The sequence below is a fragment of the Streptomyces tremellae genome (assembly GCF_039540215.1).
Classification (GTDB): domain Bacteria; phylum Actinomycetota; class Actinomycetes; order Streptomycetales; family Streptomycetaceae; genus Streptomyces; species Streptomyces tremellae.
Genome location: NZ_BAABEP010000009.1, coordinates 144211 through 159280, shown reverse-complemented (window position 1 = coordinate 159280; position 15070 = coordinate 144211). Strand labels below are relative to the sequence as shown.

At 71.7% G+C, this 15070-nt stretch carries 12 protein-coding genes and 4 pseudogenes; 9 read left to right on the top strand and 7 right to left on the bottom strand.

Translation table 11 applies throughout. The features are described 5' to 3' along the window. Window positions 1-171: 171 nt before the first annotated feature. Window positions 172-603, bottom strand: a complete 432-nt coding sequence (locus ABEA77_RS10130) for a hypothetical protein (RefSeq protein ID WP_345644206.1) — start codon at window positions 601-603, stop codon at window positions 172-174. 691 nt (window positions 604-1294) lie between these two features. On the opposite strand from ABEA77_RS10130, the gene ABEA77_RS10125 reads away from it, so the two are divergent. After that, the gene (locus tag ABEA77_RS10125; protein ID WP_345644204.1) at window positions 1295-1540 is read left to right on the top strand and encodes a hypothetical protein; all 246 of its coding nucleotides are present in this window, start codon (window positions 1295-1297) and stop codon (window positions 1538-1540) included. Window positions 1541-2234: 694 nt separating this feature from the next. On the opposite strand, the gene ABEA77_RS10120 is transcribed toward ABEA77_RS10125, so the two are convergent. Next, entirely contained in the window at window positions 2235-2981 is a 747-nt protein-coding gene (locus tag ABEA77_RS10120; protein WP_345644202.1) for an SDR family NAD(P)-dependent oxidoreductase, read from the bottom strand. Between the two features lie 93 nt (window positions 2982-3074). On the opposite strand from ABEA77_RS10120, the gene ABEA77_RS10115 reads away from it, so the two are divergent. From ABEA77_RS10115 to ABEA77_RS10100, 4 genes and pseudogenes are all read left to right on the top strand, one after another. Continuing rightward, window positions 3075-3692, top strand: a complete 618-nt coding sequence (locus ABEA77_RS10115; RefSeq protein ID WP_345644200.1) for a TetR/AcrR family transcriptional regulator — start codon at window positions 3075-3077, stop codon at window positions 3690-3692. Between the two features lie 43 nt (window positions 3693-3735). Next, window positions 3736-4404 (top strand): annotated as a pseudogene (locus tag ABEA77_RS10110) (IS5 family transposase); the annotation flags it as partial. 243 nt (window positions 4405-4647) lie between these two features. Beyond that, window positions 4648-5322 (top strand): TetR/AcrR family transcriptional regulator, encoded by a 675-nt coding sequence (locus ABEA77_RS10105; RefSeq protein ID WP_345644198.1) that lies wholly within the window; start codon window positions 4648-4650, stop codon window positions 5320-5322. A gap of 57 nt (window positions 5323-5379) precedes the next feature. Continuing rightward, entirely contained in the window at window positions 5380-6312 is a 933-nt protein-coding gene (locus tag ABEA77_RS10100) for an MBL fold metallo-hydrolase (protein WP_345644197.1), read from the top strand. A gap of 319 nt (window positions 6313-6631) precedes the next feature. Here the strand turns inward: ABEA77_RS10100 and ABEA77_RS33950 are convergent. Next, a pseudogene (locus tag ABEA77_RS33950) lies at window positions 6632-6786 on the bottom strand (IS5/IS1182 family transposase); the annotation flags it as partial. Window positions 6787-6893: 107 nt separating this feature from the next. Then, window positions 6894-8234, bottom strand: coding sequence for an MFS transporter (locus tag ABEA77_RS10090; RefSeq protein ID WP_345644195.1), 1341 nt, complete (start codon window positions 8232-8234; stop codon window positions 6894-6896). Window positions 8235-8260: 26 nt separating this feature from the next. Here ABEA77_RS10090 and ABEA77_RS33945 point away from each other — a divergent pair. The 4 genes and pseudogenes from ABEA77_RS33945 to ABEA77_RS10075 form a co-directional block, all read left to right on the top strand. Further along, a pseudogene (locus tag ABEA77_RS33945) lies at window positions 8261-8479 on the top strand (MerR family transcriptional regulator); the annotation flags it as partial. Window positions 8480-8534: 55 nt separating this feature from the next. Further along, entirely contained in the window at window positions 8535-8663 is a 129-nt protein-coding gene (locus tag ABEA77_RS10085; protein WP_345644192.1) for a hypothetical protein, read from the top strand. Between the two features lie 59 nt (window positions 8664-8722). Next, window positions 8723-9217 carry a MerR family transcriptional regulator gene (locus ABEA77_RS10080; RefSeq protein WP_345644189.1) on the top strand — a complete coding sequence of 165 codons (495 nt, stop codon included), beginning with the start codon at window positions 8723-8725 and terminating at the stop codon, window positions 9215-9217. A 75-nt stretch (window positions 9218-9292) separates the two neighbouring features. Then, window positions 9293-9625 carry an NIPSNAP family protein gene (locus tag ABEA77_RS10075; protein WP_345644186.1) on the top strand — a complete coding sequence of 111 codons (333 nt, stop codon included), beginning with the start codon at window positions 9293-9295 and terminating at the stop codon, window positions 9623-9625. A 649-nt stretch (window positions 9626-10274) separates the two neighbouring features. Here the strand turns inward: ABEA77_RS10075 and ABEA77_RS33940 are convergent. From ABEA77_RS33940 to ABEA77_RS10065, 3 genes and pseudogenes are all read right to left on the bottom strand, one after another. Further along, window positions 10275-10690: pseudogene (locus ABEA77_RS33940) on the bottom strand (IS5/IS1182 family transposase); the annotation flags it as partial. A gap of 989 nt (window positions 10691-11679) precedes the next feature. Then, a complete protein-coding gene (locus ABEA77_RS10070; RefSeq protein ID WP_345644183.1) occupies window positions 11680-12963 on the bottom strand; it encodes a peptidase in 1284 nt (427 codons plus the stop codon). Window positions 12964-13469: 506 nt separating this feature from the next. Further along, window positions 13470-14579, bottom strand: a complete 1110-nt coding sequence (locus tag ABEA77_RS10065; protein WP_345644180.1) for a glutamate--cysteine ligase — start codon at window positions 14577-14579, stop codon at window positions 13470-13472. Between the last annotated feature and the right edge of the window lie 491 nt (window positions 14580-15070).

Below are 15070 nucleotides of genomic sequence, written 5' to 3'. Positions count from 1 at the left end.
CGGGCCGGCCGGTCCGCCGCCGGGGCCCGTACAGCCCACCGGCCGTCCGGCCCTCCCGTGAGGAGGCGGACCGCGTACCGCACAGGTGCCGGCCGCCGTCCAGTCCCCTGAAGCCTTCCCGCCGCAGAGCGGACACCGAGGGGCAGGGGCATCAGGCGGGGCGCTGCCGCGTCAGTCGCATCCCGCGCTGCCGTTGAAGGCTTTGATGTCGTTCGGTGAGATGCGGCCGTCGCCGCTACCACCGTGGGCAGCTGTGTCGAGGGCGTGGAAGAGGCCGGGGGTGTACCGGATATGGTTGGCGGCATTCTGCAATTCCAGCGGATAGCCGTTCTCGAATCGGCCGACGGCGGCCAAGTCGTCCAACGAGACGCGATTGTCGGGAGCGCCACCGTGCCCTGCGATGTCGAAGAGACCGAAGTTCGCCAGAACACGCGATGCCGCGTTCTCGTCCGCACAGCCGGCCCGCGGCGCGACGGCACTCGCCGTGGCTCCAGGCGCGACGGCGACGGCGACGGCGCCCACGATCACCAGCGCCGACACGGTTGCGGCCGCGCTCCTATGAATGCGCCTCATGTCAGTTCCCCTCAGGCTGTTGAGCGACATACCGGCATGGTCAGAGCCAATCGAGAGGGCCTCCTCAGCCCACTGGGACCGCCATACCCACGAACTCTTTGAGTGAAAGCCCAGTGACGGAAAGTCGTACTCATGACTGACCGCGGATGCCACCATGAGGCGGACCCGTCTCGGCTGCCGTGTCTGCGCGGCCCGGTGTCAGCCGCAGCCTCCTGTCGCTCGTACGAGAGCGCGATCCGGTCCCGATCGGCGGGCCGGGAGGTAGCGAGGCCGCGGACCGCGGCGGCCCCGGGGCGGGGCGGACTCGGCGCCTCCCACGCCGCGCTCGCCGACGACCGCGGCGTCGCGTTCACGTGCCGACGCCGCGGAGTACAGGGGCCCCGGTCCCTGTGCAGGGGTCGACGACCTCCGGATGCTCCTGGGCGGCGAGGTGGGACACGTCCTCAGCGGTGACCGGCTCGCCGGCGCGCTCCGCGGGCGGCGGCGCGATTCGGGTGGCGCCGGAGGCCTCCGGCGCTGCCGGCTATCGCTTCGGGACCAGCGCACCGGCATCGGTCATGACTGTCTCGGTGGCTCCGTCGGCGGTGTCTGTCACAGGCGTGTCTCCTTCTCTGGGGAGAGGCACGGCGTGACGACGCCAGGCTCACCGGAGCCGAGATGCGGGCGGAGACCTCCGGAGCCAAGGTAGAGGCACAGAGTCCTCTTTCCCTAAGGGGGAATCATGCTCGTCAAGATGCTGCACGAAAAGGGCCTCAAGTCCGAGCACGCGTACACCGCGGCTTTCGCGTCGATCGGCCTTTCCGTCCTGTCGTGGTACGGGTCACTCAAAGCCGAGCCCGCGGGCATGGCGCGGGCCGACAGGTGGGGCATCTTCGTCGGTGAATGGGCACCGAGCTTCTTCGCCCTCGGCCTCGCCCTGGCAAACTACGAGAGGGACCACGAGCCGCTCCACTCCCCGGCGCACTGACACGCTGCCCGTCGACCGGGCCACCGCCGACTCGCCACGGCCCGGCTGATGGCGCGGTACGAGGTGCGGCACACCACTCCACGCGTGTCCGGATGAGACCCGCGGTATGGACGGAGCCGGCACCGCTCCGGCTCCGGCTCCGCTCCGGCGACACGTCCGCCGGCACCAACGGCGCCCCGCCAGTGCCTCTTGCGCTTCCCTCGACCGTTTCCCGGCCCGCGCCCCCCCCGCCTCGCGAGGCTGCGTCCGCCGCCTCGCGGCCTTCACCCGGTCCGCGGACCCGCCGTCGGCCTCGGGCGCCCGGTCCGCCCGCTGCGTGGTGCGGTACGCACAACTCGATGCCGCCGGAGGGGTCGTAGTGCCAGATCGAGTACGTACGGAGGGCGAGTCCGCCGACCGGGACCTCCAGCGACGTCGTGGTCGACAGGATCGTCGTGTGCCGCGGCCCGCTCTCGCTCGTGAAGTGGATGCGTGACGTCCCCTTGGGGCGTGAGCCCGGCGCAGAGTGGTCCCGGCCGAGGCGAGGTCGCGGGGAGAGGACGACAGCGGCGGGTTGCCGGGCAGCCGCGGTCCCCCGTCCCGTCGACGAAGAAGACCGCAAGCCCCTGCGGCCCGTGACGAGCGACACCTTGATGGTCGTCCTCACGACGCCCCGGACCGGTGTTGTTGCGACAACAAGGGGCGTCGCCGCGGGTCAGATCTGCTTCTCGCCCCCGTCGACGTACAAGTTGGCGCCGAGGACGAAGCTGCTCCGGCTGGACGCGAGGAAGACCACGGCGTCGGCGACCTCGTCCGCGCGGCCGACCCGGCCCAGTGGGACGCCTTGGGCGAACTGCGACTTCGTGAGGGCGGTGTCACCCGAGGTCACGGCGTCGAGCCCGGGGGTGTCGATGGTGCCGGGAGACACGGCGTTGACCCGGACACCGCGCCCCTTGAGCTCGTTGGCCCAGGTCCTGGCGAACGACCGCACCGCGGCCTTGGACGCGGCGTACACGCCGAACGCAGGGGCGCCGTCATCGGCGCGCACCGAGGAGTTCAAGATCACGGACGCACCGTCATTGAGCAGCGGCAGCGCCTTCTGCACCGTGAACAGCGTCCCCCGCACGTTGACACCGAACGTCTCCCCGTAGTGCTCCTCGGTGACCTCTTCCAGCGTAGCGAACGACCCGGTGCCCGCGTTGGCGAACAGCACGTCGAGGCCGCCGCCCCTGGCGCGGACCGCGTCGTACAGCCGGTCCAGGTCGGCCGGTTCCGCGATGTCGCCGAGCACCGCGGTGGCCCGTTCTTCGCCGATGGTCGCGACGGCCGCGTCCAGCGTGGCCGCGCGCCGACCGGTGATGAAGACATGCGCGCCTTCCGCCGCCAGCCTGACGGCGGTCGCAAGGCCGATCCCCGTGCTGCCGCCGGTGACGACAGCTGTCTTGCCTTCGAACTCTCCCACTTCAATGACCTCCACTTTTTTACGTACCGATCGATACAGAATGAGACCGTAGCACTTCCGGACCGATCGGTGTGGAAGAGATAGGATCGCTGCATGGAGTCACGGCGCAAGGCGACTGTCGGCAGGCCGAGAGGTTTCGACGCCGACGCGGCCCTCGAACAGGCCATGCGGGTCTTCTGGCGACAGGGGTACGAGGGCGCCAGTCTGACCGACCTCACCGAGGCCATGGGCATAAGCCGCACCAGCATGTACGCGGCCTTCGGCAACAAGGAGGACCTCTTCCGCAAGGCCCTGGACCGCTACAGCGAGGGACCCGCCTCGTACGCAGGCCGGGCCCTTCGCGAACCCACCGCCCGACGGGTCGCCACCGCGTTCCTCGTCGGCTCCACCCTGGCCACCACCATGCCCGGCTGCCCCGCGGGGTGCCTCGGAGTCCAGGGAGCCCTCGCCGCGGGCGAGGCTGGCAGCCACGCCCGCGGCGCCCTCGCCGACTGGCGCAACGAGGGCGTCGCCCTCCTCCGCGACCGCTTCAGGCGCGCCGTCGAGGAGGGCGATCTGCCACGCGACGCCGATCCCGAGGCACTCGCCCGCTACCTCATGACCGTGGCGAACGGCATCGCCGTCCAGGCCTCGGGGGGCACCCCACGCTCCGACCTCCAACTGGTGGCCGACATGGCTCTCCTCAACTGGCCCCCGGACACGCGACCCTGACGGTCGGGGCACGCGGCCCAGGCCCTGTCCGATGATCGATCCTGTGGTGGATCGTGGTGGGCTGGCGGATGCAGCGTGGCAGCCGATTGCGCCGTTGCCGCCTGGTGTCGATGGCCGTGGGCGGCCGTGGCGGGATCATCGGCAAGTGATCTACGGGGTGTTGTGGCGGCTGCGAACAGGGGCACCGCGGCGTGGTCCGCCGGAGCGCTACGGGCCGTGGCAGACGGTTCATGAGGGTTCCGCCCAGGGAGACGGACGGGACCTGGGCCCGGCTGCTGGAGCAGCGCCAGGTCCGCGACGACCCCGTCGGGGCCGTGGAGTGGACCGTCTCGGTCGACTCCACGGTCAGCCGGGCTCGCCGGCACGTCGCCGGTGCTCGCACAAGGGGGCGGGTGCGGGGACGAACAGGAAGATCCGGCACGCTCGGCGGCTCGCCGAGCGCTGGGCCGGTCCCGCGGCGGGCTGACCACCAAGGTTCATCATGCGTGCGACGGCCGGGGCCTGCCCCGGCCGTCGTCGTCATGCCGGGCAACGCCAACGGCTCCACCGTCTTCGACACCGTCACGGGCGGGCTGCGAGTGCCCCGGACCGGTGCCGGACGCCCCCGCCGCAGACCCGACGCGGTCCTCGCGGACAAGGCGTACTCGCCCGCGGGCGAGTACGCCAGGCCGTGCGCGGGCGGGGCATCCAGGCCGTGCTCCCCGAGCGGGCCGGCCTCGCCTCACTCACCCTCTGGCTCCGCGAACCCGCCCACGGTCCTTTGACGGACACTCCCTGGCGGCGCCCGTGTTCGCCTCGCCCCCTCGGGTCAGGGCGGCGAAACGACCGCACCCGCCCCGCCAGTCCCGCCGGCTCCGGAGTACGGGCCGCCTGGAGCCCGACCCTCTGGGGAATTGCAGGAGCCGGATCTTTGACTGTACTGTAAAGTACACACTTCGATTGAGGGAGGACCCGTATGGACTCGGCCCGAGCCGGAACCCGGGGCAAAGCGCCCGGACGCCGCAGATCGGCCTCCGACGAGAAGATCCTCGCGGCTGCGAAGGAACTGTTCCTTGCCGGCCGCTACGACGGCGTCAATCTGGAGCAGGTCGCCGAACGTGCCGGCGTCTCGCGGCAGACCGTCTACAACCGCTTCGGGGCAAAGGAGACCGTTTTCCGGGAGATGGTCCGCTACCACTGGTCCGCGTTCGCCGGCCTGGACGGCCGGGCGGCCGGATGTGACGCGGACGCGAGCCCGGAGGAGGTGCTGCTCGGGTTCGCCCGGTCGCTGGAGCGTTTCGCGGCCGAGACGGACCAGATCCGTTTCGCCCGGCTCGTGGTGGCCGAGTCCGCGCGTCTGCCGTGGATCGCCGACGAGTTCTACCGGCTGGGCAAGGGGCCAGTAGTGGCGGCGTTCGTCGAGTGCCTGGAGGGCCTGGTCCTCAGCGGTCGCCTGCGATGCGCGGACACTTACCTCGCGGCACGCCAATTCATGGGCCTCGTGCAGGAGTTCCTCGTCTGGCCGAGGGTCATGGCCTTCGAGGAGGAGACCATCGCCCAACCCGCCGCGGAGGTGGTGATCGTGGAGGCCGTGCGCACCTTCCTGGCCCGCTACGCACCTGCGCCGCACGACCCGGCGCGGCTCGCCTGACCTGCCCGCCGCACGACCGCCGCCATCCGCATCCCCTCCGTCCCGAAAGGCCCCGGCATGCCCGCGGACAGCATCTCCCTCGGCGACGTCGAGATCACGCGCGTCGTCGAGTGGTCCGGCCCCATCCGTACCGCACGTTTCATCCTCCCGGAGAGCGACGAGGAAACCTGGCGGCGCAACCAGGAGTGGCTGGCGCCGGACTTCTGGACCGCGGCCGACGACGCCTACCGTTGCCGTATCCAGACCTGGGTGCTGCGCAGCGAGGGCAGGACCATCCTGGTGGACACCGGGGTCGGCAACGACCGGGAGCGTCCGCAGGTCCCGCAGTTCGCCGGGCTGCAAACCGACTACCTGGCCCGCCTGCGCGAGGCCGGCGTCGCGCCCGAGGACGTGGACCTCGTCGTCAACACGCACATCCACTACGACCACGTCGGCTGGAACACCGAGCTGCGCGACGGGGAATGGGTACCCACCTTCCCCAACGCCACATACCTGATCCCCCGCGCCGACAACCGGTACTTCGACCCGGACGGAGCCCACCGGACCCGGGGGCCGCGTGACGATCACGAGCGCATCCGCTGGGAGGGCAGCAAGCTCGTGTTCAACGACAGCATCGCCCCCATCCACCGAGCCGGACAGGCCGTGCTGTGGGAGGACACCCACCGCATCGACGGCAACCTGCTGCTGGAGGCCGCTCCTGGTCACACCCCGGGATCGTCCGTCCTCACCCTCCGCTCGGGCACCGACCGCGCCGTCTTCGTCGGAGACATGCTGCACAGCCCCGTCCAAGTCCTCGAACCCGGCTGGAACAGCTGCTTCTGCGACGACCTCCAACTCGCGGCCAAGACCCGCCGCGCCTATCTCTCCCGCGCCGCCGAGCTGCGCGAGCTCGTCATCCCGGCCCACTGGCCGGGACACGGAGCCGGCGAGATCCGGCGGGACGGCGATGGCTTCGCCATCTCCGCGTGGTCCGCCTTCCTCCGCCGCTGAGCGGCGGGCAGGGGCAAGCGCCCGCTGCGACGGACTCAGTCGAGGGTGATGTCGCAGGACGGAACTCGACGGCGTCCAGTGCGGCCGGGGTGCGGTCGTCGAGTTCGATCGCTCCGGAGGCGACGCTCGTCCCAAGGTGTCCGCGGCACCCGGCACGAGCAGTACGTTCGGCGCGTGGTGGACCTCCCGGACGAGGCTCACCAGGAAGGTCACCCTGGGAAGGTGCCCGCGATGTGGAGTCCGGCCACAGATGGATGGTGGCGGTCTTCTCGTAGCGGGTGGCGGTGCCGCGCCACTGCTTCAGGCCGTTGGTGCGTCGTCGAAGGTGTTGCACTGCCTGTAGGTCTCGCGGTCGCGTGTTGGCGGGCGGCCGGCGCCACGGGTACCGCGTTCCCTGCGACTGGTCCGCAGGCAGGCGGACAGGTAGCGCAGGCTCGCGGTGGACACATCGACGCCGGAAGGGCAGATAAGCACGCGGAGCCCCCTGGTGGACAGGCGATCTTGGTCGGTAATCCGTCTAGCAGGAGCTTCCCGTGTTCGCGCTGTACCCCCGCCTCAACGGCCCGGCGGGCCGGGCGTGCTCAGTCGCAGCTACCCGCGGTCGCCTGTTCCGGGCATGAGAGGCCCAAGTCACCCGCTTGGTCAGCGTCGGCGGGTGGCCGGGCGGTGAGTGACGCGCCGCCTGCGTCGCGGGGCGTGCTGGCGCCGCTGTCCTGTTCCGGCCGGGAGCCGGCACTGGCGATCGGACGTCGGGGGAAGGCATGGCGGCGAGCGCCGACGATGATGAACCACCCCGCGGCCGCGGGCACGGCGGCGAACAGCGGCAAGGACGCCACTCCCAGACGGTCCAGTACCTGCCCGCCCGCGATGGACCCGGCGCCGATACTGAAGTTGACGCTGATGACGTACAGCGCGGACACCGCGGCCCGGGCCTGCGGTGCGGCCGTGAGCGCGGCGGACTGCAAGAGGGTGGGCAGACCCGCGAAGAGCAGGCCCCATACGGCGATCAGGACGAGACTCACGGACGTGGCCCTGCCCGTGGCGGCCAACGCCGCGAAGGCCAGTGCCATCGCGCCGGCGAAGAGCAGGGTCGCGCCGCGTGGACGGCGATCGACCAGTACGCCGGTCGTCCACACTCCGACAACCCCAGCGAGCCCGAAGGCGAGCAGCGCCGGGCCTGCCGCCGCCGAGCTGACGCCGATGTGCCGCAAGTAGGGCGAGACGTAGGAGTAGAGGATGAAGTGGCCGAGCATGACCAAGGTCGTGGCGACGGTGACCGTGAGCACGCCCGGGAGTTCGAAAGCGGCCAGGGCCCTGACCCGCGTCGTCGGTGAGCCGGACGCCTCAGGCAGCAGGAGTGGCGCGGCGACGAGGGCGAGTGCGGCCACGGCGGCGAGCAGGACGAAGGCGCCGCGCCAGCCCAGCGCATTGCCGACCGTGGTTCCCAGCGGCACGCCGAAGGCCAGCGCGGCGGAGTTGCTCGCGAAGACGACGGCAACGGCGCGGCCCGCCCGCTCCGGCGGGACGAGGCGGGTGGCGTAAACGGGTAGGACCGACCAGAGGACCCCGTGCGTCGAAGCGGCGATCAGCCGGGCGACGACAGCCACAGCGTAGGAAGGGGCCGCGGCGAGCAGCAGATTGCTCAGCACGAACACGGCCGTGATGACGAGGAGCAGACGCCGCTGCGGCCAGTGCGCGGTTCGGGTGGTGATCGGCAGCGTCACCACCATGATGACGAAGGCGTACAGGGCCACCAGCAGGCCGGCCCGCGACTCGGAGACACCGAGGCCACCAGCCACCTGGGGCAGCAACCCCATGGGCAGCGTCTCCGTCGTGATCGACATGAAGCCGGCCAGGAACAGGAGGGCAAGGCCGGCACGCCCGGACCGGAGGGATGACGTGATTTCGACAAGGTCCTTCACGGCTGGAACGGTAAACTTTCACACCGGTGTCAAGGTCAAGACGAGGGAGAACAGGATGCGCCGTGAGGATCAGTGAGCTGTCCCAGCACACCGGGATCAGCAGCCGCTCGCTGCGCTATTACGAGCAGCTGGGCCTGCTTCACCCCCGTCGTCTTCCCAACGGCTACCGGGATTACTCCGAGGAGTCCCTCGTATGCGCCGAGCGGGTTCGCGACCTGCTCAGGTCCGGCCTCAGCACCGAGGCCATCAAGGACATCGGCTGCTGTTTCACCGGGGCGGGGGGAGTCGCTGCGGGCGAAGGTGGACACGGAACTCGCCGCCAGCCTGGCCCGCGAGCTGGAGAACATTCAGAGCAGGATCGACATCCTCACCAGGCACCGCGACGCCATCCAGACCCACTTGGCTGAAGCACGTCTCGCGGCGGATTGAGCCCGCACTCGCCCGACCGGCATACCCGACGGCACCAGCCGGGAGGAGGCCAGTTCACTATGCGTTCCCATGCCTCGAATGCCCCATCCGGTGATGGCGCTGCGGCGTCTCCGAGGCCCCTCTCGCCGCGCGGGCGCAGGCCGGCGGACAGCCGCGAATCGACCTCCGAATCGGGCCCCCGGCGGAACCCCGATTCGGACCCCGCGTCGCTGTCGATCAGTGAACTCGCTCACCGGTGCCACGTGAGCACACGGTCACTGCGGTACTACGAGGAGCAAGGTCTCCTGATCCCGTCGCGCAACACCGTGGGGCACCGCAGGTACCAGCCCAAAGACGCCGACTGTGTCGGGTTTATCCAGCGTCTGTACGGTGCGGGCCTGCCGAGCGACCTGATCCGTACGGTGGTCCAGGAGTGGAAACGCCCCGACTCCGCGCCCCGGGTCGAGGCTCTACTGCGTACGAGGCACGCCGAACTCTCACGTGAAGCGGAAGAACTGCACTCCAAGCTGACCGGCCTGGAAGCCGTACTGAAAGCGGTGACCGACAGCAGCTGACTTGCCCTTCACACCAGTGTGAACGTCTACCTTCCTGGCGAAGGCCCCGACGGGACCCCCGGGAAAGGCAGACAGATGAGCAGCTACATGCTGGCGCAGCTCCAGCTCAAGTACGGTTTCGCGAATCTGGCGCGCTACGAGGCCGCCATGGTGACCATCCGCGAACTCTTCGAATCGCAGGGCATCTCGCTGGTTGCGGGCACGGTGACGCAGGTCGGGCCGCTGTACGAGGCGTTCAACCTGTGGGAGATCGAGGACCAGGGCCACCTGGAGCGCGCACTCGGTGCCATGACGCTCAGCGATCCCCGCGCCCTGGAGGCCATGGGCGAGCTGGACGCCACGGTGGAACACGAACAGACGCGTTTTCTCGGCTCACTCGCGTTCGCGGGGAGCCCGAACACCGCGTGAGCCTGCGAGCTGGCCGGCTCCCAGCAGTGCTCGCGAGCGGCGAGTTCCCCACAGGAGGGGCCGAAGGGCTGCCAGACGGGACGTGCGGGAGTGCGCTCGGGGAGCATCAGTGAGCCCGATGCTGATAGCTGCCGTGCTCGAACTGGGGACGAGAAGGGCTCACAATCCGAGTGCCGCCCTCGGCTCGTCCCGCTCAGGGTGGAAAAGGCCAGGGGGTATCACCGGTCGGCACATGGCAGAGTCTCCTTGCGAGGAGCGAAAAGCGAGGAGCGACGAGCGAGGAGCGACGAGCGACGAGGGCGCGGCAAACACCTCGCGCGGTCCGCGCCGGGAGGGCCGCCTGCCGGCGGCACGCGCTGCCTACGGCACCGGTCGAGATTCGGCGTGACGCGGCGCTCAGGGATTCCAAGCGCCTGCGCCAACTCCCTGGGAGTGGCGCCGGGATGCCGGCCACATGCGCGAGGACAACACAGTCGCCGCGGTACTCGGTAGCGGGTGGCGCGGCCGTGTCGCCAGACGCGGTCCTCGATGTCGTCCAGGGCCATGTCTGACAGGGCGCCACGGGTGACAGTGTCCAGCAGGTCCTGCTGGAGGGCGTCCGTCTTGTCGAGGACAGCAGCACGCGCGGCGGCAGCGGCGGCAAGGGCGATCAGCTCGCTCCCGGCAACGAGGAATCATCCCATTCGGCGAGTCGGCGGCGGCAGATGAGGTTGCGGGCGGTGCCGGTGGGGGCGAGGAAGCGGCCGGCTTCGCGTGCCTAGCGGCGGTGGAGGTGTCGGCGGGCGGCGAGCCGGGGCATGGTGTGTCCGACGGTCCAGCGGTGTCGGCCGGGTCGCTGTGAGGCCTCGATGCCTTCGCGCGATGCGGTGGCGGGTTCCGCGCCAGGACAGCCGTCGCCGCAGGTGGCGGTAGTCGCCTCCCGTGTCGGCGTGGAGCTTCCCGGGCCGGCGCCGCGGGGCCGCGGCGGGCGCGGATGGGCGGTATGCCCTTCACGAGCCGGATCAGGGCCTGGCTGTCGCGGACGTTGGCCCCGGAGATCGCCACGGATACGGGCGGACCGGTCCGCCTGGGGCTGATCTCGCGCCGCCTCCACGCCGACCAGCAGGACCCGGACGCCACCGCGACCCGCAACTCTGACGAACTCCTCGCCCACGGCGGCCGACGATCGCTCCGACGTGCGGGCCAGGCCGGCCGACTTCGTCCTGCCCTGTCTGGAAATCCGCAACCGCCGTCCGGGCTATGCCGTGTCCATCACCAAGGCGGGCATGCGTGCCGCCGGGCGCCCCGGACCGTCCGTCCGCCGCCGGCCGGCCCTGCCGAAGAGGACTGCGCCGAACTCGCCGCCCTGGTCAGGAGAATCCCCTGAGCGGCCCTGACGCTGAGGTCCCCGGCAGCGGGCGAGCAGACAGCCGCTCGCCTGGAGCCACACCGCGGCGGCGCCGGCGCGGCGGGCGCTGGATCACATCCCCCGCAGACGCCACCCAAACGGCCCATGGGCATGGATGGTCGGACCGGCCCTGGCGCGACGGGGCCGCCAGGGCTCTACACCGTCCCCGATGAGTCCCCCCGCACCCCGGGGAACAGCCCAGAGTGGCTACATCCACACAGGTCAGTTTCCATAGCTCGGTGGACGGAGCAGGCGCTTCCCAGCGCTTGGCCGCAGGTTCGGGTCCTGCCGGGGGCGCATCCGACTGAGCGCCGCGACGAATTCCGGGCCCCCTCCACCGAGGTCGAAGCCCCGGCTGGGATCGAAGGCCCGCCGGGATCGAAGGCCCGGCCGGGATCGAAGGCCCGGCCGGAACCAGTCCGAACCGGGGGCCCGGAGAGGCCCTCCAGCCCTCCTGATGAGACGGCGCAGCGGCCCAGGAACCCGCCTTTCGCAGGGTTCCGGGGCCGCTGGGCCAGATGCCTCCGAGGTGTTCCGAGACGGTCGTCCGATCGGTCGACGGCGCGGTGTGCCCGGACGGCCCACGGGCCATGGCCGCGCATGCCGCTCGCGCCTCGAAGCTCACGCCTGTCAGTGGGGTTGGCGCGGTATGCCGCGCATCGGCGGATCAGCTAACGCGGTGTGCCGCGTGCCGGCGGACGGCCCAGACGACGCCGCCGCCGGACACCACGGCGGCCAGTGCCAGGCCCATGAGCGGGGTCGTGTCGCCGGCGCCGGTCGCGGCGAGGACGCCGCCGCCCTGTGCCTGCGGGGCGTTGCCCGTCGAGCCCGAGCCACCGGAGGCGGCCGTACCCCCGGCGGAACCCCCGGCAGAGCCTACGGTCGAGCCCGAGGAGCCCGTCCCGGCCGTGGAGCCGGAGCCGCCCGTCGAGCCGTTGCCGCCGGTGGAGCCGCTGCCCGCCGCGGCGCCGGTGTCGACGACGAGCTGCGCGGTGTCATTGGACGCGTTCTTGTCGTAGGGCCGCTCGGCACCGGCGAAGGAGATCGTGCCGGTGCTGCGGCCGACCGCCTTGTCTATGCGCAGCACGAAGGGGTAGCTCTCGCCGCCGTCCGGGTCCACCCAGGACTGCGAGGTCCCGCAGCGGTAGTGCGTGGCGCTGACCTTGTCGCAGTAGTCGTGCGCCTTCACCACGGAGGTGCCCGCGGGGATGCGGACGTCCACGGTGGTCACGCTCGTGTCGGCGGCTCCCCGCACCCAGGCGGGGCCGAGGTTGGCGAACTTCACCGTCGCGGTGACCTTGTCGCCGACCGCGCCCTTCGCCTCGGCGCCGGTCAGCGCGAAGTCGGCGGTGTTCTCCGCGCTGACGTCGGCCTGCGCGACCGGGCCCGGGTGGTTTCGTCGGTCGGCGTCGGTGGCGGGGCCCTTCTCCACCAGCGTGAGCGGGGCGCCGGTGCCCGGCACCGGCTCGGAGGAGCCGCCGTCGCCCGGGTCAGGCTCGTCGGTGCTGATCGAGACGCGCAGGTCGTCACGGTAGGCGCCGCCGAGCGCCTTCAGGGAGAGCGGCTCGTTCGTCCCGTAGACGACGTCCGGCTTCAGCGGCTGCTCGATGTGGCAGGAGGCGACGTTCGACGCCGGCATCTCGTCGTAGGACGGGACCGTGTAGTAGGTGCAGTTCTTGTGCGTCTCGTCGGCCTTGAGACCGGGTGAAACCGCGTACTGCACGTAGAAGTCCGAGACCTCGTCCGACCCCTTGTTGAGGAAGGTGGCCGGGGCCGAGAAGGAGGCTCCCGGCTGAACACCCTTGATCTGCGGCATGGTTCCGACGGCGAGATCCGGCTCCGCACCGGCGGCGACGGCAGGCGCCGCGGCCAGTGCCAGCAGAGCGGCGGCGGCAGCGGCGGCGGCGACCGGGCCGCGGGGAATACGACGGCGGGGGGCAGAGGCGCGCATGAAGGTCCTTCGGTTGTGGGGCCGTGGGGGCGGGCGGGCGTTCAGCCGCCCTTCACCCCGCAAGACCGCCCCGTTCACGCGAGGGTTGTACATGTAACAGGATTCGTGACACGGCGCGGACAACCGGGACACGGGCACGCAGGAGCCGTACAGGGCGAGCGGCCCTGAAACTCCGTGTGCCATGCCCAGGTTGCGGGTGGCCCAGGGGGAAGCCCTCTGAAGGTCCCGCCCCTCGATCCCTGAGACCACGTGATCCACCCCGTCCAGCAGGCGGTATCCCGCCGGGGCGCCGCCGTCGCCCGGCCCGTGCGGTGTCAGGCACACAGCCCGGTGTTCCGCCGCGCGAAGCCGTGCCGCCAGGACCATCCGGCGTGCCAGGCACCGGGGATGAGCACATAGGCCATCGAACCCATGGGGTGCACCGTCAGCCGAATTCCTCTTGTCTTCGATGCCGGACGGCTGCCAAAGGTGCCGCCGGGCGCGCCGAGGACGTGGGTGGGGACGGCTCAGGACCCCTCCGCGACGGTGAGGGCCGCGCACTCGGCGGCGACCTCGCGGAGGCTGTCCGTGCGGCGCAGGACCGCGCGCTGCCTGGCCGCGCCGGTGTCCCCGTCGAGCAGGCGGTCGAGGCCGCCTCGCACGAGGTCCGTGTCGTCGGTGTCCGCCAGGGCGTCGCGTACGTGGTCGAAGAGGGCCTCCACCGCGGTGCGCGCCGGGGCCGGCCGCATGGTGCGCGGGTGCAGCAGCGGGCCTTCGAGGCCCGAGCGCGCGGCCTGCCAGCTCGCGAGGCGCAGCAGCGCGACGCCGTGATCGGGCGCGGGACCGCCGGTGAGCCGGGCGCGGGCCTCCGTCTCGACCAGAGCCCTGGCAAGGGCCGCGAGGGTCGTCGTGGTCGACGCGTTGAGGCACACGTCGGCGACCCGGATCTCGACGGTCGGGTAGCGGTGCGAGAGCCTGGCGTCGAAGTAGACCATCCCCTCGTCGCGCAGGACCTCCGACTCCACCATGGCCGCCACCGTCCGGTGGTACGCGTCCGGCGAACCGAACGCCTCCGTCGGCCCCGCCGAAGGCCAGCGCAGCCAGACCCTGCTGCGGTAGCTGCTGTAGTCCGTATCCTTTCCCTGCCAGAAAGGCGAGTTGGCGCTCAGCGCGAGGAGTACGGGCAGCCAGGGGCGCATCCGGTCGAGGACGGCCACGCCCTCCTCGTCGTCCTCCACCGCGACGTGGACATGGCATCCGCAGGTCAGCTGCTCCCTGGTGGTGAGACCGAACTTCTCACTCAACCACCGGTAGCGGCCACCGTCGTTCACCACGGGCCTGGCCGGGAGCGGCGAGGTCGCGAGGGCCGCGGCCCTGGCCCCGAAGCGCCGCGCGTGGGCGTCGGCCGCCCGCCGCCACCTGACGACCTCGGCCGCGATCCGGCTCATGTCGGTGTGCGGGCGTGTGGCGAACTCGACCTGCTGGCCGTGGAGTTCACTCTCGAATACCTCGTCCGGGCCGTCCTCGTCCGGCTCCCCGCCCCCCGCGGCGGCGAGCACGGCGGTGGACAGCGCCCGCGGCTCCCCCGACTCCGCGTCCACCAGGAGCAGTTCCTCTTCCACACCGACACTGCGCAACGCGCCACTCCTCGCCAAGCCGGGTCCCCGGTGCGCACCGGCCTCCTCGGCCGGCGCCCCGGGGACGTGCACGCCGCCACGCCGTACCCGTACGCGGCGGCACCACGCCCGCGCCGCGGCCTGCGCCGCGGGCAGGGGTGCCACCCGACTACCCGCGAGCCGCGCCGGTAGACCGCTGCGCCGCCCCCGTCCGCGGTCCGGGGCCGGACCGCAGGCCGACGCCCGAGGTGCCCGGGGCCGAGGCGCGCAGGCGCGCAGGCGCGCAGGCGCGCAGGCGGGCGTACCTCTCGTCGGCGGTGTCGGGCCCGCGCCCGAGGGCCCGGGTGTTCCGGGCGAGTCCCCTCGGGTGCCCTCGGACGCCCCCCCGGACCGGGCGCGCGGGCGTACCCGCGCGCCCGGTCCGTCAGGCCGGCCCTGCCCCGTGGGCTCACGCGGCCACCGCGCGCCCGGCGGCGGGGTGGAGGCGCGGGTCCCCGCACGGCGCCGCGGAC